A 26,598-nucleotide genomic window follows, 5' to 3' on the forward strand; every position below is an offset into this window, starting at 1 on the left:
AAAATGCTTCTGTAGCAGAATATGGACTTTAAATTGAAAGTGGTTACTCACTTTACTGCAGTGAGGAAAGCCCGTTTTTAAGTTAAAACCGCACCTGTAACCATCAGCGCAAAAGTATTCATTTTTTAGTATGGATTAAACAAACTTTTCGATCATTGAAATTAATTGCTTTTGATCGACCGGTTTAGACAGATACTCGTTCATACCGCTGGCGAAACATTTGCCCCGTTCTTCGGCCATTGCATTTGCGGTTAATGCAATGATTGGAATCGTTGAAATAGGGGCGGGTAGTTGCCGAATGTGAAGAGAAGCTTGATAACCGTCCATATTCGGCATTTGGCAATCCATCAATATGAGTGAAAAGAATCGCGCGTATTTTGCTTCGTGCTTTAAGATAGCCAGAGCTTCAACCCCATCGTTTACTATCTCATACGTAATTTGCTGTTGTTTCAACATTTCAGCGATAACTACTTGATTAATTTCGTTATCTTCTACAATCAATATCTTTAGGTGGCTAAAGTCAGTATTATTGTTCGCAGGGGACAGGCTCTCTTTGTCTTTTTGTTCATCATCAAGAACTTCAACGGCTATATTAACGGTAAACGTACTGCCTTGATTTGGCGTGCTGTCAACATTTACATCTCCACCCATCAATTGACACAATTTGCGAGTAATTGACAGCCCAAGTCCAGTGCCGCCAAATTTACGGGTGGTGGATTCGTCCGCTTGAACAAAAGGAGAAAACAATTGAGCTTGTTGATCCTCAGTTATCCCTACACCAGTGTCTTTAAAAGTAAGAGTTAGCTCATTTTTGTTGTTCGATATTGTTATTTCAGCAGTTACTGTTACTTGTCCTTGAAGAGTAAATTTAATCGCATTGGAGAGTAAGTTTGAGCAAATTTGGCGCAAACGCGTGGGATCAGTCACAACAGTGACATTTTTAATTGAGTCGAACTGTTTTATTAACTTAATTTCTTTTTCGTTGGCTCGGTGTTCGAAAATATCTATACAATTGTTAAGAATCTCTTCAAGATTTACAGGTACATTTTCCAGAGATAACTTATCAGAATCAATTTTGGTGAAATCCAATATGTCATTGATGATGCCTAGTAATGATTTTGCGCTATCTTTGGCTAAGCCTAAGAAACGTTTTTGTTCTGAGTCTAACTTTGAGCCTTCTAAAATTTGTAGCATACCTAACACACCGTTTATCGGCGTGCGAATTTCGTGACTCATATTCGCTAGAAATAAACTGCGCGCTTCAAGTGCTAGCGATAGTTCATTGTGTCTATCTTCTAATTGCGAACGATAAGAATACTGCTCGGTTATATCTTGGAAAGCACCCACTAATCTAACGCACTTTCCATTTTCCATTTCAGCCTTTCCTTTGACCGCCGCCCATTTGGCATTTCCTTTTTGAGTAATAATCTCGAATTCACCGGAAAAGTGGCCACCTTTTTCAATTACGTTTTCTACTAAAGAACTTATACGTGCCTGATTTTCCCCTTCCTTATAAAATTTCAACCCTGACTCTAAGTTCGGTTCAAAATCCTCATCTACTTCATGAATTTCTTTGGTTACGGCAGACCAATAGAGTTTTCCGCTAATTAAATCAAGTTCCCATGCTCCAACGCCTGCAACTTGTCCCATCTGTTCTAAAATATCCTGCTGACGAGCCATCTTCTTTTGTTGTTCTTGGAGCAATTGGAGCTTTTCATGGAGGGCGATTTCATTACCAACCCAATGAGCCAATAATTCAATAAAATCATGTTCCTCATTACTAAAAGGTTGTTTACGAGGGGCGCTGGCTGAAAAATTTATAGTGCCAAAACGTTTTCCCTCTACGATCAAAGGAGCACCAATATAGCTTTCGAGACCAAAGTTTAAGTAGCAAGGATGCTGAGCAATTTCACTTTTACCCGCATGATGAAATGATAGTGCTTGGTTAGTTGCCAGAGTATGTAAACAATAAGTACCAGATACATCAAAAGACGTACCAGCTAAAAGTGAGTTATCTGGAGAGATGGCGTGATAAATCGTGTAGTTTTCGTTGATTATATGACTAATTATACCGAGCTCAAGGTTGTAGTGTTCAACGCCTAATTGCAACAGAGAGGTCAGCTTTTGGTAGAAGGATAAATTGTTATTTGAGGTGATTTGATACAATCGTTTTAAATTTTGCACCACAACTTATTTCCTTTCTTTTAGTGAGTTCATCATCAGCGTTAATAATATAAATAAGTTAGTCAACGTTTACTCAATGGACTATATCGCAGAACAGGGGGACATCGTTATAAGTTACGCTAAAAAGTTTAAAGTTAGTGTAATTTATTTGGCTTTCCGAATAATTGTTTAAATGCTTTTGTCGTATTTCGTTGAAGCATAACTTTCCTAAAAAGTATACGCCAAGGCGTAAATACGACATCAAAAAATGATACTTTGTAAGAACGTTCTGCCACGCCGTAACGCGGAATCTCACCATTGGATTGCACAAAGGTGCCAAACATTTTGTCCCAAATTATCAACACGCCTGCATAATTTTTATCAACATATTGCGGATTACTTGCATGATGAAGGCAGTGGTGAGTAGGGGTGTTAAAGATTTTCCCAAGTAGTTTAAACTCAGGACCTATTTCTGTATGTACAAAAAACTGAAAAGCTAAATTTAATGCAACGATTGTAAAGACCAATTCGGGAGTGTATCCCAAAATAATTAAGGGTAACCAAAACACCCACATACCAACTATTGGATAAAATAAGCTTTGACGCATGGCAGTAGAGAAATTCATATTGGTAGAACTGTGGTGAACAATATGCGCCGCCCACAACCAATTACATTGGTGGCTGGCGCGATGAAACCAGTAGTATAAAAAATCTTGTAAGATAAATGCGATTAGCACCGAAAATGCGGTGAGCTCAATATTAAATATCGCAAACTTTGTGTGCAGCCAGTAAAAAAAGGGTAATAGCGCTAACATGGCAAGTATATCGGTTGCTTGGTGCGACAATGCCAAACATACGTTTAAGCAAAACTCTTTGACTGAGTAACTTTCCTTACGCTTAGTCAATTCTATTCCAATAGCAACTAGAAATAGTGGGCTTAAGACTAACAGGATATATTCAGCATTCACTGAGATAAGCCCTTAAGCGTTTTGATGCAAGTGTAAAGTCGTAGTACATCACAATTCGCAATAACCATGTTGGGACCCAGGTATTGCTTTGGCCATGAATTTGATATTGTAAATAATGACCTCCTTTGTAAGTTATGTATTCAATTTGACCTCTATGATTTTTAACCGGTCCTTCTCCTATAATTTGATAGACAAGTTTAGTTTCACTTAACTGAATTATTTCCTCAATGAATTCGTGTCCGCGCATATGAACCAAGCGGCGCTGACACTGACCATTTTGCTCCTGTTTAACTATTTTTGTTGCAAAAATCTCACTCAACAGAGCGCAGTCTGTCAACCAATGCATTTTGAATAGGGACTGCTTGGGAAGTTGGATCTTGATATCGAGTAGAACCATGGCGCACATTAAAAGTGTAAAAACTGGTACTAGCTTAACCCGTTTTAACTAGGCATACTTGGCTATAGATGTCATTTATTTGTCCTGAGGCGCCAGCATGTTTGATGTTAGCAGAGAGTATTGCCAGGTAGTTGAAGCTTATCTTCCTACAAAGTGGTTATATCATCAGCGTGTGCCCATGGAGGTTTACCTAACAGGATTAAACACTGCTGCAAAACAAACTCAAGATAGTTTATGGGGATTTAATGTTGGAAAAAATATTACCAGTGCAGAGTATGGGCTGCTGGGCTATTTAGTCGAATCCTGCGGAACATTACAATCAGCTTTAGACGCATTAATGCAATTTGATAAAACCGTAGCCGATATTGGACAAATTCAATTTATCCCTAAAGCTAATGTCGGCACATTAGTGTGGCAGCCTTACTTTCATAATCGACATGCCGTATTGCGCAATATGACAGCTTGGCTGTCAACTGTTCGCCGTATTACTGGCAAACCTATCTCGCCTAGCAGCGTATATTTACAAGATGACTTTTCTGTTTCGGAGTTACACGATCTTGAACGTTGGTACGGATGTCAGGTGAAAGGGCTAAGTGACGATAATTGTATTGTGTTCGATTTGAGCATATTGTCCACGCCAATATTATCGCGAAATGAGTTGGTAAATAGTCACTTACTTTTAGCGGCTCAAGAAGCAAAGCAACGTTTTACGAGTGAGCATAGTTGGCTAAGTGAGTTACAAATGGTGTTGCATAGTGCTGATTTACATTATCTCACTTTGTCGATGTTAGCCGACGTGCTTAACTTATCGACGCGAACTTTACAGCGACGCTTGAAGGCAAAAGAAAAGACGTTTAGTCAATTAGTTGATAACGAACGAAAACGACGATTTGAGCAGTTTGCTCCCACAATGCGCAAACAAATGTTAAGTGATTTGCTCGGTTACAGTGAACAAGCGTCGATGAACAAAGCCGTGCATCGTTGGTTTGGTATCTCGCCTAGTGAATATGTTAATTCTAAGCAGAAAAAAGCCGTTTAGAAAATCTAAACGGCTTTTACTGTATAACTCACATATAATTATGCTTTTCGGCGACGCATACCCATAACCATCATACCAAAGCCAAGTAAGGCAATCGCTGCTGGCTCTGAAACAACACCATAAGTTAGGTTGTCGTAACGTACGTCAAACGAGTTACCGTCATTCTTCGCGTTTAGTATCACTTCTCCGAACGAAGTCGTTCCTGATGTGTTTTCAGAATAGACCATAGTGTCGTTAATGAAATATTGCACACCGTTGTTCGCGGCTTTAAATGCGATTGTGTTGAACGCGTCCACATTGAACAGTGATACTAAGTCAACCCAGGCGTTGTCCCAGATGGCTAATCCAGCCTCAGGATCAGTCACGTCAGCGCCTTGGAATTCAACAATTGGGTAGCTCGAGATGGCGTTGGCATCATTTCGCCCAACACCCCAGAATCCACCGAATCGTTCGCTGTTAGTCCAGTTTGAATCGACGAACATATCTATAGAAACAAAATTAGATCCTGTTGTATCTAATTTCATTCCGTGTGTGTCGTAAAAAGCGCTTCCGCCTGGACCATTGCCCAAAGTTGCGCCATCAATACTCATAACGAGTTCATTGTTTACGATTTGGAATCCTGCCGGAGCTGCGCGGTCTACGCTAAAGTCGGCTAAAGAGTCGCCATTGTCAAACGTCTTTGTGACTAAAGTTGCATAACTTGACGCTGTTACAAACGCCGAACCTAAAACTGCTATTTTTATGAGTTTATTAAAATTCATAGTACTTCCTTTTTATTTAGATTTTTCGCAAATTTGTATGTTTGCATCTAGGTTTTAGCATATTTTGTACCATGTTTGTTTGTATATAAATATCAACTATTTGGGTGCGTGTGGTTGTTATTTTGTTAAAACTTTTGACAGTAAATTGTGTATTTATTGAACATTTTGAGGGTGGGTGAGTTTAATGTTATTCGTATCGGTATATTATTTAACCTTATGATTTTGCTAGCTTAAAGGGTTATTTTTTAATCGTTTGATGAGTTTATGTAATTATGAATTTGTGATCAGGAGAACTGGGTATGTTAATTATATGTAAATCTGCAATTGTTTTTTTTGTTTGAAACATGCAGCAAGCTGTTGAGAGATAACTAAGTGGAAATTGTCTTCGATTAAGAGTATCGATAATTTGTTTTTCATTTGATTTGCGTCCAATCCTCATAGAATAAATCACACATTTTTACATTGGCGTTAGTTTAATTTTTCAATAGGTATATTAAATAGGCAACGTTTAACAAGGTGGTGCCGTGCATTTAGCTATTTTTTCAGTGTTAAGGTCAAATGGAGGTAAAATATTCTGGTCTTTTAATGCTTTTAATCTTTCCCGAGTTCTGTATTAATGTAGATTACTATTAGTAAATACTGTAATTGCCGACAATTACTTAGGTTAATCTAGTCTCATTTGAAAGGTCTCAATGATGAAATCTCAAAAACTCTATTCTTTGTGTTATCTGTTATTTTTATTAATATGTCCATTCGCTTTTTCACAAGACTCTTTATCAACTTCTGTGATGACTCAGCAACAAGCTAAAATAACCGAAGGTGATGGCTGGGTATTCTATGAATATTTTACCGCTGACACCTACGGTACTAAAAACGCGCTGACAGGCATGGCTATTATTCAGCCCGGTAAAGAAATCCATCCGGCGCATGAACATTTTGAAGAAGAGTATCTTATGTTGACCCAAGGTTCTGGAGTGTGGACGATTGAAGGAAAAGAGTCTGATGCTAAAACCGGTGATATTCTGTATGCCGCGCCTTGGGATTCTCATGGGATTAAAAATACCGGTGATCAGCCGCTAGTTTTTGTTGTTATGAAATGGCAAAGTAAAGGCGTACCTGAACCGCAATCTAAGTAACATTAAAAACAACGAATCTATCCCACTAAAAGGAAGCAGTTAGACGTGAAATATTTTGGCATTTTTTGGTTATTGTTTACCCCCTTGTTTGCATCTGCACAATTCTCAGATCCATCTCCATGGCCTGAGATCCGTAAAAAACGTATCGCTACTTTATTGCCCTCTGCATTAAAAGAAGCAAATGTCGATGCGTGGCTAGTTATCTGTCGTGAAAACAATAACGATCCCTTGGCAGATCATGTAGGTTGCGAAAATGCAGGGCAAACAGCCGCATTTTTATTTTATAACCATGAGGGGCAATTTCATTCAATGGCGTTCTCTCCAGTGGGTGAGGCTACAGCCTTTAAGGATGTTGATCTGTTAAATGAAGTCGTACCCGTTGAGCGCAGTGCTTCTGCAATTCAAATTGCAGCTGATTATTTAAAAAATAAAGACTTCAAATCGATAGCAATCAATATGTCTACTAAGAATGCACAGGCTGACGGTATTAGCTTTACCCAGTATCAACAGTTAAGCAGTGCGCTTGGTGATGAATACAGTAAAAAACTCACTTCGGCCGAAGAGGTGATTTATCAATGGCTTTCGATCAAGCTACCAGAAGAAATTGAGATCATGCGTCAAGCGGCGAAATTAACTGCACAATGGCAAATTGAAGCGTATCAACAAGTGACACCGGGGGTCACAACCGATGCTGATGTTGCTCGATTTTTAAAGGCGAAAATGCGTGAGGCGGGAGTGACAGATGGCTGGGCCGCAGCACAAAACCCCAATGTAAATTCTGGAACAGATCGCGGTCATTCTCATCCTATGGAAAAAATTATTCAACCAGGGGATGTGATTCAGACTGACTTTGGGATCCGTGTTTACGATCGCTGGGTAACAGATATTCAACGATTTGCCTATGTGTTAAAGCCAGGTGAAACCAAAGCTCCAGAGGACATTCAAGGTTATTGGGAAAATGCCAAACAAGGGCAAAAAGCGGCTTTCTTAGCCATGAAGCCTGGGGTTAAGGGGGTAGATGTTGATGCTGCTCAGCGTAAAATTATGGAAGATACTGGATCAATTCCATTGATGTGGAGTACCGGGCACCCGGTTGGCTATGTTGCTCATGATACCGGCCCGAATCTTGGCGGTTCTCGTGCGACGAGTGTTCGTCCCGCCGCGCAGAAAGTTTTGGCAACCGGTATGACGTTTGCGTTTGACGGGTTTTACAGTTGGCTGTTAGATAATGGGCAACCGAAAACGATATCTGTCGAAGAAATGGTGGAGATAACTGAAGATGGAGCTGAGTATCTCATTCCACCACAACAAGAATTGATTCTAATTAAATCTCAGTAGCATCAGAGTTTATTTTGATTAGATGCTGAATGGCTTGATCAACCAGCATTTGTACGCAGTCAATGCTGGTTTTTAAGTCAAATTCGAAATATTGACGGTAGTATCTCCAACTTGAAGCACTTAGGCTATAGCGTATATTTGCAGCGGTTTTTAATACCTCTTGTTTTGGTGCGCCAGGAAACGTGTTGCTGAGCAATAAGGTGAGATCGCGCAATCTATCTTTAGCTGTAGAGGATATAACCCGATGTAATAATTCGCTTTGAAGTAAAGTCGAAACTTTACGAGGCTGCGCGTCCAATTTGCTGTATAGCTCTTCGATATAAGCTGGCATCTCTGCGACTGACTTAGGTACCGCGGGCAAATTTAATTGCTGATGCAATAATTGCGTCAAGGCATCTAGGAAAACATCTCGTGTGGCAAAGTAACGAAACATAGTGCGCTCCGATACATTGGCTCGTTCAGCCACTTTTTTAAAACTGATGTCATTTACGTCTAACTCTTCAGTTAATTGGCAAGCAGCTTCAAGTAACAGATTGTGCGTAAATTCCATTTTTCTTTCTTGCAATGAGATTGTCATTTCTAAAATATCCCTGTCACTTTTTATGCAAGCTTGACATATGCTATGACATCTGTCTACTATTTCAATTAACGAGTTTCTTGTTAAAGGATATTAGCGATGCAAACCAAACCATTAATTAAACATGCTAGTGATGAAGGTTGGTTAGCGGTATTAGGCATGGAATTAAAATTTTTGTGCACGTCAGACGACACACAAGGACGATATTCCAGTATGCTCAATACCGTACCAAAAGGACTAGGAGCACCCCCTCATAAACACCCTTGGGATGAGGCATTTTATGTGCTCAAAGGGCAAGTTGAGTTACTTTTAGGTGAAACTGTTACCGAACTTAGCCCAGGAGATTACGCTTTGGTACCGGCTAATCACGTACATGCATTTAAAGGGTTATCTGATGAATAAGGTTTATTAATAGCGTTTGAATCGCCAAGTCATTCCCATCACTTTTTTCAAGAAATCAATGATCGCGTAAAGCAAATGCCAGAAGATTTGAGCCATATGCCAGATATTGGTCAGCGGCATAAGGTAGAATTTGTCTAAGCGACACTAAACTTAATGATTTAGCGGTATTTTTATTTTACAATCCGCGACTTTATTTTGGTTAGTGTAGGGCATAAATGGCAGCTATAGGCATAGATTACGGGACTTCTAACTCTGAAGTAGTCTTTTTTGATGGTGAACAACATCATTTCATTAAACTTGATCCCGCGCTTGATGCTGCTAACAAAATTCGTTCTTCAGTGTTTATCTATTACGAAGAAGACTTGCCTCAACCGCCAGCACCAATTATAGAGGCAAAAGTCGCGCAAATTAAACGTGCGATTAACGATCAAATTGACAAAGCCAAACAAGGTTATTACGACGCTGTCGATCCCAGAGAGCAGCGCATATACAGTGACAAAATCGATGATTTACGCGCTGAACTACATAACCTCCCTGCGTTACAACGCAAAGCCATTCAAATTTTATTGAAAGACATGACTGTACAAGATTTGTCTTTGCAACAACTGGTGGAAACTGGCAAGTTTGCTTTTGGTGAAGATGGTTTTAAACGCTATTTAAACATGCCCGATAAAGGTAGGCTGATTTATTCACCAAAAAACTTCTTAGGTGCAAATTTAATTGCAGGTCAGCAACAAGCTTTCATCGGTATTATTGCTAAACAATTAGCATTCTTTCGACACAGTGCCGAAAACCAATTGCAAACAAGCGTTGATACAGCGGTGATTGGTCGTCCAGTAAAGTTTCATGGTACACGAGGTGAAGCTGGTAACAATCAAGCCATAGAAATTATGTCTGAAGCCGCAAAAATGGCTGGATTTTCACATGTTGAATTTCTCGAAGAGCCTATTGCTGCTGCATACCAGATTGAACGTAGTTTAAGTAAACCCACTAATGTGTTGGTGGTTGATATAGGTGGTGGCACCACCGATGTTTGTTGTATTAAATTGTCACCGGATAAACGAAACAACCTCAATAGACAGCAAGATGTTTTGGCTGTCACCGGTACTCGATTGGGTGGTATGGAATGCGATAAGAACCTGATTGTTAAAACGATAGCACCGACAATGGGACAAAACTTATTGACCCAAAGTGGGTTACCTATTCCTCCTACCTATTTTTCAGACATGTGCGCAGTGGATGATATTTCCAAGCTCAACCATTTCTTTTCGGATGATTATGGATTGGAAATCGCGCAAACCATGTCGATTACTAAAGAGCCTAAGCTATTAGAACGATTGTTGGTGGTTCAGGAGCAAAAGCTATCTGCCAGATTAGTAAATTCTTCTCGCCTTGCTAAAGAATTGTTGTCTAGCAAAAGTGAAGTAACCTTGCCACTTCATTACATTGAAGCAGATTATGATGTGAACATTAACTTGGACGATTTGAATCGTTCTATGCAAAGCTGGTTGCGCAGAGTAAAACGTTTGGTTTCGCAGTGCTTAGAAAATAGTAATGAAGCGCCAGAAATGTTGTTTATCACCGGTGGCATGAGCTTGTCTCCCATAGTCAAAAAAGAGCTACAAGAAATCATGCTACCTGACTTACCTCTAATGCAAGGAGATGCATTTAATTCGGTATGTGAGGGGTTAGCTATTCAGGCAAGTAAATTAACAAATTAGAAGTGATTCATTTTTCTTATTTAATCTAAATTATTGGTTTTCTTTAGATTTTCTCATGTGTTGTTCTAAAAATTGATTGACACTTAGTATATCAATATCTTTGACATGCTTACTGAAAACGAGATAAACAGGTAATTTATAATGGGGGTAGATTGCGCGATTTACCTCATTCTTAGCGCCGTGAAGCTCAAATTCATACATACCCACATCGGCATTTGTGACAATGGCGTCTACTCTGCCTTTTAATAGCAACTCTACAAGAATCGCAATATTGTTGGCTTTAACCTCTGGCAAGTTCTCAAGTTTAAAATGGGTTTTCATTCTTTGTGGGGCAGAAATTCCACGCATGGTCGCATAGGATTTAATTGGTTTTTCTGACTCTGATTTTAAAGTAAATAGTCCATATTGTGTTACATGTAGTGGGGTCGTTGTATAGTTTACATGTTCGCGTCGGTAAGGTTGATCCGCCATCGAAAAGTAACAATCATAATTATTCTTACCGAGCGTTTTTTTCAGTCGTTCCCACGGAATATTATCAATTCTGATCTTCCAGTTAAAGTGCGTTGCGAGGGCGTTTATTGCGTCTGTATCTAAACAGCCTAGTTCTTTGTTTTCATGACTAAATATCGTGAAAGGTGGGTAGTGAGTTGTTGCGCAACGTATTTTGCGTGATTGTTGTTCCTCAGCCAAAACTAACTCTGAATTCAAAAGAACAGTTATAAAAATTGAAAAAATAAGAAACTTATTCATGACCTATTCATTCTACGCACTTAGAGTGTAAGTAAGAGAGTAGCAACTGGCAATGTTGAGGGCAATTAGTCTTTCGTAAGGGAGCTAAAAATGCTGTCATAATTAAGCTATTCGTTTTCCTATATGGACGTTCTGTGACATTACTCCCATTTATATTCCAACGTCGTTAAGTATTGATATCCTGTATGAAGTTTTCTACCGCTTTAGCTAAAGACTGAAAAGCCATTTCACTGCATTTTACATGCTCGATATCAAGCCAATTAACGTCTGAAATTTCATGTGCTTCTAAGTTTAATTTAGGCTTTTCGGTCAAATGACAAATGAACACACTATCAATCGTTTGGTAGTTAATTTTTTTATACAAATATTGGTTAGGGAAAGAACAAAAGTAGCGCCATTGAGAGGGCTGGATAATGAGCCCTAGTTCTTCTTCCAACTCTCTACTCAAGCCTTGCTCTAGACTTTCATGGTAATCCACAAAACCACCTGGTAAGTCTAGTTTACCTTTGCCTGGTTCTTTAGCGCGAACAGTAAATAATAATTCGTTTTCGTAACGAATTATTGCTGCTACTCCTGCGGCAGTATTGTGAAAATAAACGAAATCGCAATCTGAGCAAACCCAATAGCGTTGACTATCAAAGTTTATTTTTGCACTTTTGCATTGTGGGCAATAAGGAAACATAAATTAATATTTAATTGATGAATTATCAGAGTATCGGTTTTCCCTAAGTATTAGTCAAAGCAAAGCTTCGTAATTGGCGGGTTTATCTATATGCGCGATGATATTATCTGTGCTTTATGTTTACGAATATAAAAATTGAGAGAATCCTAATATAGCGGCCTAGGTTTGAATGGCGAGTTTGGAATCTGTTAGAATGGCTGAGAACAGTTTAATTCCACTACTAGTAATAAAATAAGGACGTTGTTTGTGCTTGAATCGTTTTTTGCCTATTTTCCAAAATCGGCAAAATTAGCTGTTATTTTTTTAAGTGTCATTTTTAGTCGCTACATGTTTGCTTTTGATGGTGGAGAGCATGCATTAATTGGTAATTTAGCGTTTGAAAAATCGACATTTACTCACCCCACCTTCACACCAAAAAATGAGCTCAAAAACCTCGAAACCGATATGCCATTTAACTATGGGCAGGTCGTTGCTATGTCGGGTGATATGTATGTAAGCGTGGAAGAAATAGCGCTGAGTGATCCCATTATTTTAAACGGCTTTTTCGGGCGAAATCGAAATAGCCTTAAAAACTGTATTAATATTGAGATAGAAGCAATTTATAATGATAAAGTATATTCAGGTTGTAGTGACCTTGTATTTGCTAAAAAGAAATTAAAATACCTGACGCTTGCGCATGATAATTACACCCATTTTGCGTGGCACAATATTAAAAAGTATGTTGAATTTCATACAAAAGCATTGTGGTTCGCTAAACTTGCCTATTTAAAATGTAGTGATGATCAATGGCTCGAAAATGCGCAACAATGTGAAGCTAAATCAGCAATTTTATGGAAAGAAGTTGAAAGTTCAGGTTATCGAGAAAAGTTAAAATCGAAGTATCGTAAATTACCTAAATTGTTCCCGCGCAGAGCGTTTTCACAACGTTATTTTATTAAATTAACTAAGCAGCAAATGATTGATTTGGCGCTTTTTACCAACGGCTATGCAGATCATTTTCTCACCGATGCTTTTTCAGCTGGGCATTTACGTGTTCCCCGTTCGCAAATAGACCGATTCGTTTCTTATTATGACATTGATTTAGTCACGGACTCTGATGATCGTGAAGAAGGTACTAGTCTGTCTGGTGCGCTAACGCAATTACTGCACAATACAGATGGTTACCTAGGTGGCACAAAAGTAACCAACAGTGTTGGTAATGAATTTATTTTACGTAGCGATAAGCAACTGTTTAGCTTGCCGGACTCCACAGAGTTAAGTGCTGATTTTGAGCAAAATAACCAACTCCAATATCCAGTGGATGCAGTAGTACATTCACTGCAAGAAGTATTTAACGTTGTGGTCAATGGCGGCGATGCGATGCCAAAATACGCATACAAAGCGCTTGAACTGGTTCCATTTATAGAAAACGCGGAGCAAAATTCTTTAGCTACGCAAATTCAAGCTGCGATTGAAGATCGTGGTGCAACAAAAAAAATAATTGATCAAATGAGCGATGAAATGTCGCTATTGTTTAAAGCTAAATTATTAATTGAAGATAAATCCTATAAGCATTATTTGCAGGACTTTGTAGATAGTATCCCTCAGCTGATGGCGGAGTTTCGAGAACAAGTCACAATGGAGTCGGAAAACGAACTTTTTAAAAAACGGATCCCTGCGCCATTACTAGAAAATTTAAGACAAATGCATTGATCTAACCCGGGATTTACCGCGCCGATGGTTGGCTATTATCGCGGGGCTAACGCCCCACCTACATCTATTTGGTTATTGCCTAATAAAAACAATGATTTATAGCTCGGGATTTACCGCGCGAATGGTTGGCAATTATCGCGGGGCTAACGCCCCACCTACATTCTTTTGATTAATGCCTAAAAAAAACAATGTCTGTAGCGCGGGATTTATCCCGTGAAATCAGTCGCAGAAGCCCAACTGGAACAATCACTAACAACCAAAAAACACTTCCACCTTGGCGCAATACATCTGCTTCTAAGGCGTCACAATTGTCAATTGAACCACCGGAAATAGGTTCTAACTGTACTGCTACATAGTGGGTGGTTGTGGTCTCAGCACCGTATTCATCATAGACGATTTCACCTGATAGATTTCGGACCGCTTCGGTAACAGTCGCCGTGGCAACAATCACGTTGTCGTCATTAATTGCGTGGGCCTCCACTATATTGTATTGACTATTGCATTCAATAAGCGTGTTAATTTGGTTGAAAATATCATTTCGATAATCATACAAAAACGCCCCTGTTCGACTGGTTCCCGATGTGGTGAGCTCAGAATCACCATAACCGACAACCATGTTTTGGTTATTAATGCCGGTTGCATAGCTATTACCCTCTGTATAAAAATCATCGGGGTATTCGGTGAGATCGGCATCCATATCGTGAACAAAAAACTTGTTTAATATCGAACCATTGACAGCTTTAGAAGCGTTACCCACAACGATGTTGTCATTGTTTATATCAGTCGCGGTACTTGAGTACACTAGTTCGTCTTCATTGATCGTTGTCACTTGATCATCATTGTATATCGCTGCGGACGTCGTTAACGAGGTTGAATCCAGATAATAATCTGGAGATTGTCCTACGGCGATGCCGAAGTCATTTATTGCCACGGCCGTACTTGAATATATAGTTGTATCGCTGCTGTCAGGGGTTATTAACATCGGTAACACAAAGGTATCAGTCACATTGCCTCGTTCATCAACTTGCCAAATAATACCTCTGCGTTGAACGAGTGACGACGCGCTTGCGTTTAGTTGAATGCTTAAGCTTCGTAAACAGGACTCTTGTGGCACGTCAGCACGACTTTCTTCATCACTGCAATCTTCGATACTTTGAGCAAACGTATCAGAAACTAACTCAGTTGTACCGTAACCCACGATTTGATTACTGTTATTAATATCATAAGCATCACTTAATCCGCCCGCACTGGTTTCAGGTGGGGGCAGAGGAACTGACTCCCCATCAATCGCAGCAAATCCTCGAACGTAAAAATCATTGACTACATAGGTAATTTCATCAATGTCTTGGTTAATATAATCTACCTTATAAAACCCGTCGTAGCTCACACCTACCGCATAGCCAAAATCATTTATTGCACGTAAATTAACATACGCGCTGTTGGTGTATTCGTCAGTTAACGAATCAATGCTATCAAAACCATATACTTGTTCGCTGTCGGACTCTGTGGCGATAAAGCCGTTTTGAGAGGTAATTTGTTGGAATAATTGATTCTCGGCATTGGCCTGGATATAGCTATACACAGTTGCATAATCTTCATCACTAAAATCGCCAACTTTTGCTGATTCCAAATCAGTAAGGAAGTCAGCGATGGTATCGAAGTCTAAAAGTGCAATATCAATTGCAGGAGAGTATTTGTTGATTAGGTTGACGGTTATTTCACCTACGCTGTTAATGTCGCTAGGATAGGAGTTATCACCTAATGCAGCCACAGGTAATACAACTACCTTATATTGCGCAGCATTGCTATTTGAAACAAACAAAATCGAACATGACACAACTAGTGCAAGTGAGATTTTTTTCATGGAATTTCCTGTTTATAAGGTTTTAACTGCTTCTCGCGTAAATTTTGGACGCACTATCCCTCAACCGGCACCTATAAGCTGTGCCGGTGTAGAGAATTGTTCGTTTAATGTTGCTCGCGAGATTAAGTGAAATTAATCGTCGGATTTTTGATTGACTAAAGTCATTTGGTAGCCAGAAGGCATAGCATCGTTCTGCTCGAAAATGAGAAACTGCTCGACGCTATCTTCATCTAACGTCATTGTCATGCTATCCATGATGACGCTCGTACCATCAATAGTGGCAATGGCAAAAATATCGTAAGTGTTGTTGAGTAATGACAATGAGCCGCTGCTATCTTGAAGAACAGATAGTTTATTCTCTGCAGTAGAGATAATTTCATCATTTAATACAAAGTAAAAGGTGACACGACTGAAGTCGTCAGAATCGGCTAAATTGACGATTTTTATACCGTGATTATATATGCTCGCACTATTACTTTTGGTAATGGTAAGTGACTTAATAGTTGCCTCATATCCATCTACAATTCCATCACTGTTTTCGTCTATATCATTGTCTTCATCATCGTCAATTGGATCTATTTTGCTGTAGATAAAGATAGTGCTATCGGCGTTCTCTTCTAAGCTAAGAAGTGCGTCGCTAATGTACACTTCCTGAGTATTGGTATCTTTTACATAAAATCCATAATCCCCATTAGACGTGGTCGTGGAAACACTAAACTCACCAGTTTCTAGTGCCTCAATAACGACTTGTGAAATGTCGTTTAGCTTAACATCTACATTCATGTATCCTTGATAGTCAGGTAAGTACTCGCTCAAAGATACTGCATTATAAAAGCCAAATGTTGCTTCTGAATCCACATCGTTAAGTAATGTAACGCCATTTGTACCAATACTATCGATGGCAAACGGTGATGAGCCAACACCTGTATTTTCACGCAATACAATTACGTACTGACTGACGGTTGTGTAGGATTGGTCAGTGGAGGTGAAGATTACTTCGTCACTGCCAACTTCGGTTAGATAGAAAATGTACTGATCTTGATCCATCTTTATGTTTTCTGACAATTCCGAGAGATAGCTAGTGTTAACAAATACTGCTTCATTGAAGGTTTCGTTGTCAGCAGACAGATACACATCGACAGATTGGTAATCGGGATGCAGGTTTAGGAAACGTAAATTAAATAAATCGTCATCTTCATCGTCGTCGTCATCAATGATTTCAATGTCATAAACAAGTGTTTCAGATGCTCGAATGTCTCCAGTTAAGGCAATAAACGTAATATGATCTGAATTAATGCTGAGCTGTTCTTGATAGATTAATTCTAAATCACTTCTGTCACTGCTCTCTTCATCTTGCCAAGCTAACTCAACATAATAATTGCCAGTATCTAACTCATTGTTTGCACTTACTTTAGAAAACTCCACCGCACTGTAAGTCAATTCAATTTCATCATCGTCATCATTATCTAAATCTTCATCAACCGTCAGGTATACCCCAGGTGCATTAGAAGAGGCGTTATAGAATTTAATGTAACCAGAACTGTCATCGCCACTCGAGCCGCAGCCTGCAATGGTTAAAAGGACTAAACCTGTGTAAACCCAACGAAAGTTAACTAACTTTGGGCATGTTGTACTGAACGTCATGGAATCTCCACTTTTAATAATTGTTAGGAAAAGTGAGATTCCAAATACAAGCGATTTGGTATCTCACAGTGGCGGTTGTGACCTAAACAAGTTTTGGTAAGTTCAGCACTACCATCCCTCTTTACAGAAACTTTACGAACTGGGATGAATTGTTACGAATCGCAAATTGCAACGAGAGTTAATGTGTTGAGTGACTTCCAAATTGGTGCAAAGCAGAAAAGTGTTGAATAAATATGCGGTGTTTTATGCATTAATATTTACGTAATAGTCAAGTTGGCCGCTGTCTAGCATGGTGTCTAATGCAATAATGACTTTGCTAAAGTCGAATACTTTTTATTTCATTTGGTTACTAAAATAACGCTTTTAGACAATATCATCATATCAGTTATGAAAAATTAGGATGTTTATCATACTGTTTCGGGTAATTTAAAATACGGCTGCTTAAAAATAACGCTTTTTTCAAGCTATGTGCATCGAAATAGTGCGAGTGCAAAGAATGCATAAATGAAGTTTATTTTTGCATAAGCTATTTTTATGTATTTTAAAAAATATTAATTTTTATTATTGAGTTTTACAAAATAGTATAAGAATTAATTATATGTTACATGTTGTAAATAAAATGTTTTTATGCTGTTTAAGTCTATGAAATTATACTGTTTTTCCGCTCGTTTGTTCTTTCCGTGTTCCGCTCTTAATTATTTAATCTGATTAATTTTTTTTAAATCAATGTTTTAGGTACGACTTGTGCTTTTAGTAATTCGCAACGAACTAAAAGCGATCGATGCATTAACGTTTTTAATCGCAACAACATCAACAAATAAAAACAACTATTACATCCTTTGTACAGGAGAGAACACATGAAAAGCCCCATTGGATCAAACACGCATAAAGTAACTTACTTAGCCGCATTAATATCTTCCATGTTGGCCATGAATACTGCTCTTGCTCAGGAAGACGCAAGTGAATTAGATAGCTTAGATGACAATTCCAAGGTGGAGTCTATACAAATTACAGGGTCTCGTGTTGCTAGGGACGGATATGATACACCCGCACCAGTAACAATTATGACTGAAGATGATATAAACGCGTTTTCACCCGGCAGCGTTGCCGAATTTGTGAATACCTTGCCATCTGTAACAGGGAGTTCAACCGCTTCCACATCATCTGGATCTTTAAGTAACGGTGCTTCTGGTATTGCCGCATTAAATCTACGGGCGCTAGGTACTGGACGAACACTGGTTTTGTTCGATGGCCAACGTAACGTCGTGTCAGCTTCCACCGGACAAGTAGATACCAACACATTTCCTCAGTCTCTAATTAAAAATGTTGAAGTTGTTACCGGTGGTGCTTCATCTGTTTATGGTTCAGATGCGATCAGTGGTGTAGTTAACTTTATTTTGGATAAAGAATACGTCGGTTTTAAATCACAGGTTGAATATGGTGAAACAACTTACGGTGACAGAGAAAACGGAAAGGTTGTTTTAACCTACGGGACAGAGTTAGCAGATGGTGCAGGTCACCTTTTGCTCAGTGGTGAATATTATTCCGCTAACGGAATTCATTACACTACTCGCGACTGGGCTGAAAAGGGCTTTGTTGGCATGATAAACCCTGACACTAGTGAAGGATCCCCATTCTTTTTAGTCGATGAAAATATTGGTATTTCTAACTATACCCCGGGTGGCATGATTGCGTCTGGTCCAATGTATGGTACCTATTTTGGCGTTGATGGTGCAGTAAACCAATTGGCTTTCGGTGATGTATCTGGTCAATGGATGCAAGGTGGAGATTGGGAATATTCCACATCAGGGATGTTAGGTACTAACTCGCTAGCAGCAGACGAAGAACGCAACAACATGTTTGCCAGATTAAGCTACATGTTTGGCGAAACTGAAGTATACCTACAAGGTTCTTACGCTGAATATGAAGGATTGTCATATTACATCAATCCTACTTCCAAAGGCGTCACCATTTACGCTGATAATGCATTTTTACCTGATTCGGTTGCCACTCAAATGGCTGACCAGGGTCTCGATAGTTTCAGTTTAAATACTAGTAACGTGGATATGCCAGCGTCAGGGGCAAACAACATCCGTGATACCTTGCGTATAGTTTTAGGCGCTAACGGAGAGTTTGAAGCCGGTGGTAAGTTTTTCAATTGGGATGCTTATTATCAGCACGGCAAAACAAAAACCGATGAGCATATGACGCCAACTTTCAACAATGAACGTTTAACCTTGGCCACTGATGCGGTTTTAGATCCACAAAGTGGTGAAATTGTCTGTCGTTCTACACTAAGTGACCCAAGCAATGGTTGTGTTGCGCTGAACCGTTTTGGTGTTGGTGTAGCAAGTGATGAAGCGTTAGATTATGTGTTAGGCCGCCCACGTCGTGAGCAAGAATTCATTCAAAACGTGGCAGCGATTAACTTTAACACAGGTGATTTTGAGGGCTGGGCTGGTCCTATCTCCATTGCTTTTGGTGCTGAATACCGCAAAGAAGAAATGGATGGATACGTTGACTCTCAATATTCAAGTGGTTGGAAATACGGTAACTACAAAGTAACCCAAGGTGACTATGACGTTATCGAAGGATATATAGAAACCCTAGTGCCTTTAACGGATGATTTAGATTTCAATGGCGCGGTACGTTATACCGATTACAGTACGTCGGGTGGAGTAACTACTTGGAAAGCAGGCTTAACCTATCAACCTATTGAAGACGTGACGTTACGTTTAACAAAGTCAAAAGATATTCGAGCTCCTAACCTAAGTGAGTTATACGCTGCGGGTACTGCACGAAGCAACTCGGTAACCATCAATGGCGAATCTGTTCCTATGGTGCAGAACTTACAAGGGAATCCAAATGTTGCTCCAGAAGAGGCTGATTCATTAGGTTTAGGTGTGATTTTACGTCCTAGCTTTTTAGAAAACTTCTCAGCAGCGATTGATTATTATGAAGTCGAAATTGACGGTATTATTAGCTTCGTAACAGCAGATACTACTGCCGAATTCTGTGTTGAATTTGCAGTGCAAAAATACTGTGACAACATGATTTATGATGATTCAGGTACGTTGCAAACGATTAATCTTTTGTACGATAACCTTAACGTAATGACGGCTAAAGGCGTTGATTACGACTTAACCTATTCCTTCGATTTAGCAGATATTTTCGATGATGCACCAGGGGCATTTAAACTTAGATTCCTAGCCACTAATTATCTAGAAAGTATTACAGATAATGGTGTGACGGCAATCGATGAAGCAGGCTCGAATGCATCAAGCACACCTGATTGGAAATATCGCGCAACGGTAACCTACGACATCGAAGATTTAACTCTTAATCTTACAGCTCGCGGGGTTAGTGACGGCGTATTGAGTAATGCTTACATTGAATGTACGTCTAGTTGCCCAGAAAGTGTAGCTCCTAACTACACCATCAATGACAACAGCGTAGATGGCGAAGTGCTCTTCGACTTATATGCGGCTAAAACATTTAATTTTAGCGATGATTCTGAAGCTGAATTTTATCTGACAATTCGTAACTTGTTTGACACTGATCCACAAATGGTTGCTTTTCCTGCATTCCAGGGATCAGAAAACCGTCCTGGCTATCTAGAAACCAATCGCGGTCTGTATGACGTGTTAGGTCGTCAATTCAAAGTTGGTTTTAGAGTACAAATGTAATGACAAACAACCTGTTTAAAAAGGATAGAAATATGTTTAAACGCAAGGTGTTAAATACCTTTATTGGATTAGCAATGACCTCGCTGACGTTCTCAGCCAGCGCGTTTGAAGATATGTCTCAAGTCGAGCGTATGCAAGCTAAAATGTCATTGATTGATGCAGTCGGGGCAAAGGCTAAGCAAGTGCAAGTTATGAATGACATGATCTTTAGTTTCGGTGAGCTTGGGTTTCAAGAATTTGAAACCTCTGCCTACCTAACCAAAATTCTGGAAGACAATGGATTTACCATTGAACGCGGTATTTCTGGAATTCCTACTGCTTGGATGGCAACTTGGGGGGATGGCGGTCCTGTCATTGCGCTAGGTTCTGATATTGATGGCATACCCAAGGCGTCACAGAAGCCAGGGGTGGCCTATCATGATCCTATCATTGAAGGTGCACCGGGTCATGGTGAAGGCCATAACTCCGGTCAAGTTGTGAATATAGTTGCAGCCCTGACAGTAAAAGAGTTCATGGAAAAAAATGACATCAAAGGCACCATAAAGATATGGCCTGGCGTGGCAGAAGAGCAATTGGGAACTAAAGCATATTATGTTCGTGATGGATATTTTAAAGATGTAGATGCGGTGCTTTTTTCCCATGTATCTAACAGCTTTAGTACGAGTTGGGGGGCCGGGCGAGGTAACGGTCTGGTTTCTGTGCAATACGATTTCTTCGGAGAATCAGCGCACAGTGCAGGCTCTCCTTGGCGAGGACGAAGTGCGCTGGATGCGGTTGAACTCATGAGTGTTGGCGTCAATTACCGTCGCGAGCATTTACGCCTATCTCAACGTATGCACTCGATCATTGTCGATGGTGGCGATCAACCTAACGTGGTGCCTTCAAAAGCCAGTATTTGGTATTTCTTTAGGGAAACTGATTTTCCGCATATCAAGGCGTTGTGGGAAATTGGTGACAAAATGGCTGAAGGCGCTTCCTTGATGAGTAATACATCGTGGTCATCAACTGTGTTGGGGTCTGCTTGGCCTCAGCATATGAACAAAGCGATAGCTGAAAACGCCTACGAAAATATCAAAATGGTTGGCATGCCTGAATGGTCAGCAGACGATATAGCGCTTGCAAAAGCACTGCAATCTGAAATTGGTGTAGAGCCAGAAGGACTTAAAACAGAACTCAATGAGTTAACTGATCCGCCGGATCCAAAGAAAAATACTGGTGGTGGTTCTGATGATATCGGTGATATCTCTTGGCAAGTTCCAACCATCACCCTGAGATATCCGGCAAATATCCCTAATTTACCGGGGCACAATTGGTCTAACTCAGTAGCTATGGCAACACCCATTGCACACAAAGGCGTTCTTGCTGGTGCTAAAGCACAGGCATTGAACCTATTCGATTTGTTGACCAACGATGCGTTGATGGATGCTGCTTGGGACTATTACAAAGAGGTGCAAACCAAGGAAGATAAGTACACACCTTTATTACGTCCAAAAGATAAACCTGCGATTCATCTAAACAAAGGCATTATGGCGACCTATAAAGCGGAAATGGAAAAGTTCTATTACAACCCGGAAAAGTACGATACCTATCTTGAACAACTAGGAATCGAATATCCCACAGTTAAAAAGCCATAACACAAAACATTCATTGGCAGTCAACGCGCTGCCAATGAATCATTTAACACAAACGTTAGCCATTATTAATGCGCATTTTCGGCGAAAGTTTCGGAGCACTTCAAAATGTTAAATATCAATAAAAAGGCAGGCTTGGTATTGCTTGGCTTATTTTTCTCTCACGGCATATCAGCCACCACCTACACAGACGCACAGCGTGAAACTGCAAAAGAGCAGGTTGCTGCGGCAGTTGATAAACAAGCAAAACTAGCTCAAGTCATGAATGACATGATTTTTTCATTTGCTGAGCTTGGTTTTCAAGAAATTGAAACTTCTGCTTATTTGACAAAACATTTAGCAGAACAAGGTTTTAAGATAGAACAAGGTATAGCAGGTATCCCTACTGCATGGGTCGCGACCTGGGGATCAGGTAAACCCGTTATTGCATTAGGTACGGATTTAGACGGTATACCAAAAGCATCACAAAAACCCGGTGTGGCCTATCATGAGCCAATTGTTGAAGGTGCACCGGGTCATGGTGAAGGGCATAATTCAGGGCAAGTGGTAAATATCATTGCTGCAATGGCATTAAAAGAATATATGTCTGAAAATAATATTGAAGGAACAATTATGTTATGGCCTGGCGTTGCCGAGGAGCAGCTCGCCACCAAAGCCTATTACGTGCGAGAAGGGTATTTCGATGATGTAGATGCCGTGTTGTATTCTCATGTAGGAAATCGTTTTGGGACTTTTTATGGAAACCCTTTTTTCTCAGGTATGGTGTCAATTCAATACAATTTCTATGGTGAATCAGCACATAGTGCCGGAGCTCCCTGGCGCGGTAAAAGTGCGTTAGACGCAGTAGAACTGATGAGTGTCGGCATGAATTACCGACGTGAACATTTACGTTTGGCACAGAGAACGCACTCTGTTGTCGTGGATGGCGGTGACCAACCTAATGTTGTCCCTTCTAAAGCTACATCTTGGTATTACTTTAGAGAATTAGACTATCCCCATGTAAAAGCACTTTGGGAAGTCGGTAACCAAATGGCCGAAGGCGCCGCGTTGATGACAGACACCCGGTGGGATTCGACTGTTATGGGCACAGCTTGGCCAGGACATTATAACAAACCTATGGCGATGCGAGCGTTTGAAAATATTCAAAAGGTGGGTATGCCTGAATGGTCTGAAGAAGACATTTTATTAGCTAAATCTGTGCAAAAAGAAATTGGCGCAGAGGAGATTGGGTTAGCAGATACGCTCATGCCTGTAATCGCTCCGCCTGATCCTAAAAAAATGACAGGTGGTGGTTCAGATGACATGGGTGATATCTCTTGGGTAGTGCCGTCTATGTGGTTGTCATATCCATCAAACATTCCCAACTTACCGGGGCATCATTGGTCAAACGCAGTAGCTATGGCAACGCCGATAGCGCATAAGGGCATTATTGCCGGTGCAAAAGCGCATGCTATGACGATGATAGATTTATTTACTGATCCTGCGCTAATGGCTGAGGTAAATGATTATTTCGAAAATGTACAAACTAAAGATATGAAATATCAATCGTTTTTGCGAGATACAGACAAACCGCAAATTCATTTAAACAAAGAGATCATGAGCGAGTTTCGCGAAAAGATGAAACCTTTTTATTATGATCCAGAGAAGTACGATACTTATCTGGAACAGCTTGGGGTGACATATCCGACGTTAAAAACGCAAGAATAAATAACTTGAGGTCTGCAGAAGCTTTGCAGTAAGGAGCGGCTGATGCAGAATCACGAGTTAAATAATAATATAAAATTGAGTTCATGTGTGTGCTCCTTGGAGCAACTTCTAGCACCCAAGGTTTCCCTTGTGGTGCTTTTTTTTGGACGACTCGAATTAAATTGCCAGTTGCGCAATCATATCTTTTGCGAGCAACTCTATCGCTTCTGAACGTACTTTTTGTGGATTAAGCAAGCACACACCAATATGACCTAAATCCGGTAGGCCAGCTTGTGGCGGTAGTACAAAAAGTCCAGGAGGTACTGTACTTCTAGCTAAAACTGTTATGCCTAAATCTTCGTTAATTGCCGCTTGTATCCCGTTTAAATCCGAAATGGTATACACAATTTGCCACTGCTTTTTGCATTTAGCTAATAGATTGGTTGCTCTTTTTCGATAAATACAAGGGGCAGGGGCTGCGATCAGTGGCAATTTATTGGGTACTTTATTCACGTACCTTTGGCTACCGACCCAAACAAGTTGATCAGTGATGATAAAGCCTTCCTGCTCAGGATCGGCATCTTCTTGCAACGATAAAATTAAATCAAATTGGCTTTTCAAAGGTTCACAAACTAAATCTTTACTTAGTGCGCAGTGTACTTCTAAAGAAACTTCTGGATAAGTTTGCGTAAATCGCCGGATAATTTTAGGCATTAACGTGGTAGAAAACTCACTTGGAATACCCAGTTTGATATTACCGCTAACTTGAGGTTTACCAAATTCTGCCATGGCTTGATCGTTAAGCATCAAGATTTTCATGCCGAATTCTAGCAGTTTGCTGCCTGCCAAAGTTAGCGTTAATCGATTTCCTTCTCGTAGAAAAAGCTTTTCACCCACGACTTCTTCGAGCTTTTTAATTTGCAAGCTTATTGCTGGCTGAGTACGCTTAAGTCTCTCTGCACATAATGTATAGCTGCCCGTTTGTGCGATTGTTACAAATGACCGTAGAAAATCCACCGACAAATTTTTCATGGCTTCACTCCTATAAAGTGTATTGGCAAAATTAAATAAATTGCCCTGTTCAAGCCATATTAAATTTTTATGAGCTCATTTTTATTATTAATTTTATTTATTGCTTTGGTAGTTCTAGCATAGAGTTTCCGTAAACGCAATGGATACATAATGATGCTACTTAATAACCCGCTAAACACGACAGATTCTGAGATATTCGACATCATCGCAGATGAAGCAAATCGCCAAGAAGCGCATATTGAATTGATCGCTTCTGAAAACTACACCAGTAAAGCGGTGATGGAAGCACAAGGCAGTGTGCTGACCAACAAATATGCTGAGGGTTATCCCGGCAAGCGTTATTACGGTGGATGTGAATTTGCTGATAAAGCAGAAACACTCGCAATCGAACGCGCAAAAACACTATTTAATGCTGACTATGCAAATGTTCAACCACATTCGGGTTCGCAGGCAAATGCCGCAGTATATATGGCACTACTTAAGCCTGGCGATACGATATTGGGTTTGAGTTTAGATCACGGTGGGCACTTAACCCATGGCGCTAAACCTAACTTTTCAGGCAAGCTATATAATGCCGTACAGTATGGCTTAAACACAGATACTGGTGAGATAGACTATCAACAAGTTGCAGCGTTGGCTGAAGAACATCAACCGAAAATGATTGTAGCCGGTTTTTCTGCGTATTCTAGAGTCATCGATTGGCAAAAGTTTAAGGACATTGCACAAAGTGTTGGCGCATATTTGTTTGTCGATATGGCGCATGTGGCAGGCTTAGTTGCTGCCGGTCTTTATCCAAACCCTGTACCCTTTGCCGATGTTGTAACCACGACAACCCACAAAACGTTGCGTGGACCGCGCGGCGGATTGATTTTGTGTAAATCAAACCCTGAACTTGAAAAGAAGTTTAATTCACTGATTTTTCCTGGTATTCAAGGTGGTCCACTGATGCATGTTATTGCTGCCAAAGCAGTGGCATTTAAAGAAGCGTTAGCACCTGAGTTTACGACCTATCAACAACAGGTTGTAGATAACGCTCAGGCCATGGCTGAGGTGTTTTTAAAGCGTGGATATGGGGTGGTTTCTGGCGGTACAGACAATCATCTGTTTCTGGTTGATCTCATCGCAAGAGGAATGACAGGAAAGGAAGCTGACGCGTTGTTGGGGGCGGTGAATATTACGGTTAACAAAAACACCGTACCGAATGATCCACAATCACCTTTTGTTACCAGTGGCATTCGTATTGGTACACCTGCTGTAACTTCGAGAGGATTTAAAGTGTCGCATGTGTCTGATTTAGCGAATTGGATGTGTGATTTACTTGATAACCCTGAAGATGCATATGTGAGTGAACAAGTTAAATCAAACGTGGCTAAGTTAACGTCTGAATTTCCAGTTTACGCTTAAATAAAAACGCGCCTTAAGAATAATT

The 26,598-nt window shown here is 40.1% G+C and carries 19 protein-coding genes; 10 read left to right on the plus strand and 9 right to left on the minus strand.

What is annotated here, in order from left to right:
- Nucleotides 1–135: 135 nt before the first annotated feature.
- Nucleotides 136–2,187 (minus strand): GAF domain-containing hybrid sensor histidine kinase/response regulator, encoded by a 2,052-nt coding sequence (locus GLIP_RS02905; RefSeq protein ID WP_008843069.1) that lies wholly within the window; start codon nucleotides 2,185–2,187, stop codon nucleotides 136–138.
- 131 nt (nucleotides 2,188–2,318) lie between these two features.
- Nucleotides 2,319–3,131 (minus strand): sterol desaturase family protein, encoded by an 813-nt coding sequence (locus GLIP_RS02910; RefSeq protein ID WP_008843070.1) that lies wholly within the window; start codon nucleotides 3,129–3,131, stop codon nucleotides 2,319–2,321.
- Nucleotides 3,132–3,625: 494 nt separating this feature from the next.
- Here GLIP_RS02910 and GLIP_RS02920 point away from each other — a divergent pair, with 494 nt between their 5' ends.
- A complete protein-coding gene (locus GLIP_RS02920) occupies nucleotides 3,626–4,567 on the plus strand; it encodes an AraC family transcriptional regulator (RefSeq protein WP_008843072.1) in 942 nt (313 codons plus the stop codon).
- A 38-nt stretch (nucleotides 4,568–4,605) separates the two neighbouring features.
- Here GLIP_RS02920 and GLIP_RS02925 read toward each other — a convergent pair whose 3' ends face one another.
- A complete protein-coding gene (locus tag GLIP_RS02925) occupies nucleotides 4,606–5,328 on the minus strand; it encodes a PEP-CTERM sorting domain-containing protein (protein WP_008843073.1) in 723 nt (240 codons plus the stop codon).
- A 692-nt stretch (nucleotides 5,329–6,020) separates the two neighbouring features.
- Here GLIP_RS02925 and GLIP_RS02930 point away from each other — a divergent pair.
- Nucleotides 6,021–6,464, plus strand: coding sequence for a cupin domain-containing protein (locus tag GLIP_RS02930; RefSeq protein WP_226992167.1), 444 nt, complete (start codon nucleotides 6,021–6,023; stop codon nucleotides 6,462–6,464).
- Nucleotides 6,465–6,509: 45 nt separating this feature from the next.
- Nucleotides 6,510–7,802, plus strand: a complete 1,293-nt coding sequence (locus GLIP_RS02935) for a M24 family metallopeptidase (protein WP_008843076.1) — start codon at nucleotides 6,510–6,512, stop codon at nucleotides 7,800–7,802.
- Here the strand turns inward: GLIP_RS02935 and GLIP_RS02940 are convergent.
- On the minus strand, nucleotides 7,789–8,379 hold the full coding sequence (locus GLIP_RS02940; RefSeq protein WP_008843077.1) for a TetR/AcrR family transcriptional regulator: 591 nt from the start codon (nucleotides 8,377–8,379) through the stop codon (nucleotides 7,789–7,791). The genes GLIP_RS02935 and GLIP_RS02940 overlap by 14 nt on opposite strands.
- A 99-nt stretch (nucleotides 8,380–8,478) precedes the next feature.
- Between GLIP_RS02940 and GLIP_RS02945 the strand changes: the two genes are divergently transcribed.
- Both GLIP_RS02945 and GLIP_RS02950 read left to right on the plus strand, forming a co-directional pair.
- Nucleotides 8,479–8,781 (plus strand): cupin domain-containing protein, encoded by a 303-nt coding sequence (locus GLIP_RS02945; protein ID WP_008843078.1) that lies wholly within the window; start codon nucleotides 8,479–8,481, stop codon nucleotides 8,779–8,781.
- A gap of 215 nt (nucleotides 8,782–8,996) precedes the next feature.
- Nucleotides 8,997–10,502, plus strand: a complete 1,506-nt coding sequence (locus GLIP_RS02950; RefSeq protein ID WP_008843079.1) for an Hsp70 family protein — start codon at nucleotides 8,997–8,999, stop codon at nucleotides 10,500–10,502.
- A 30-nt stretch (nucleotides 10,503–10,532) separates the two neighbouring features.
- On the opposite strand, the gene GLIP_RS02955 is transcribed toward GLIP_RS02950, so the two are convergent.
- Nucleotides 10,533–11,252, minus strand: coding sequence for a substrate-binding periplasmic protein (locus GLIP_RS02955; RefSeq protein ID WP_008843080.1), 720 nt, complete (start codon nucleotides 11,250–11,252; stop codon nucleotides 10,533–10,535).
- 166 nt (nucleotides 11,253–11,418) lie between these two features.
- On the minus strand, nucleotides 11,419–11,934 hold the full coding sequence (locus GLIP_RS02960; protein WP_008843081.1) for an NUDIX hydrolase: 516 nt from the start codon (nucleotides 11,932–11,934) through the stop codon (nucleotides 11,419–11,421).
- 246 nt (nucleotides 11,935–12,180) lie between these two features.
- On the opposite strand from GLIP_RS02960, the gene GLIP_RS02965 reads away from it, so the two are divergent.
- Nucleotides 12,181–13,626, plus strand: coding sequence for a hypothetical protein (locus GLIP_RS02965; RefSeq protein WP_008843082.1), 1,446 nt, complete (start codon nucleotides 12,181–12,183; stop codon nucleotides 13,624–13,626).
- 169 nt (nucleotides 13,627–13,795) lie between these two features.
- On the opposite strand, the gene GLIP_RS02970 is transcribed toward GLIP_RS02965, so the two are convergent.
- The gene (locus GLIP_RS02970; RefSeq protein WP_008843083.1) at nucleotides 13,796–15,490 is read right to left on the minus strand and encodes a DUF3466 family protein; all 1,695 of its coding nucleotides are present in this window, start codon (nucleotides 15,488–15,490) and stop codon (nucleotides 13,796–13,798) included.
- A 132-nt stretch (nucleotides 15,491–15,622) separates the two neighbouring features.
- Nucleotides 15,623–17,134, minus strand: coding sequence for a DUF4397 domain-containing protein (locus GLIP_RS02975; RefSeq protein WP_008843085.1), 1,512 nt, complete (start codon nucleotides 17,132–17,134; stop codon nucleotides 15,623–15,625).
- 857 nt (nucleotides 17,135–17,991) lie between these two features.
- Between GLIP_RS02975 and GLIP_RS02980 the strand changes: the two genes are divergently transcribed.
- The 3 genes from GLIP_RS02980 (at nucleotide 17,992) to GLIP_RS02990 (ending at nucleotide 24,158) form a co-directional block, all read left to right on the plus strand.
- The gene (locus tag GLIP_RS02980) at nucleotides 17,992–20,820 is read left to right on the plus strand and encodes a TonB-dependent receptor plug domain-containing protein (RefSeq protein ID WP_008843087.1); all 2,829 of its coding nucleotides are present in this window, start codon (nucleotides 17,992–17,994) and stop codon (nucleotides 20,818–20,820) included.
- A gap of 32 nt (nucleotides 20,821–20,852) precedes the next feature.
- Nucleotides 20,853–22,454, plus strand: a complete 1,602-nt coding sequence (locus GLIP_RS02985; protein ID WP_008843088.1) for an amidohydrolase — start codon at nucleotides 20,853–20,855, stop codon at nucleotides 22,452–22,454.
- 105 nt (nucleotides 22,455–22,559) lie between these two features.
- On the plus strand, nucleotides 22,560–24,158 hold the full coding sequence (locus tag GLIP_RS02990) for an amidohydrolase (RefSeq protein WP_008843089.1): 1,599 nt from the start codon (nucleotides 22,560–22,562) through the stop codon (nucleotides 24,156–24,158).
- A gap of 156 nt (nucleotides 24,159–24,314) precedes the next feature.
- Here the strand turns inward: GLIP_RS02990 and GLIP_RS02995 are convergent, their stop codons facing one another.
- A complete protein-coding gene (locus tag GLIP_RS02995) occupies nucleotides 24,315–25,169 on the minus strand; it encodes a LysR family transcriptional regulator (protein ID WP_008843090.1) in 855 nt (284 codons plus the stop codon).
- Nucleotides 25,170–25,319: 150 nt separating this feature from the next.
- Between GLIP_RS02995 and glyA the strand changes: the two genes are divergently transcribed.
- Nucleotides 25,320–26,573: a serine hydroxymethyltransferase gene (gene glyA / locus GLIP_RS03000; RefSeq protein WP_008843091.1), complete on the plus strand. Its 1,254-nt coding sequence runs from the start codon at nucleotides 25,320–25,322 to the stop codon at nucleotides 26,571–26,573.
- The last annotated feature ends 25 nt before the right edge of the window (nucleotides 26,574–26,598 follow it).

Source organism: Aliiglaciecola lipolytica E3 (genome assembly GCF_000314975.1).
Taxonomy (GTDB): Bacteria; Pseudomonadota; Gammaproteobacteria; order Enterobacterales; family Alteromonadaceae; genus Aliiglaciecola; species Aliiglaciecola lipolytica.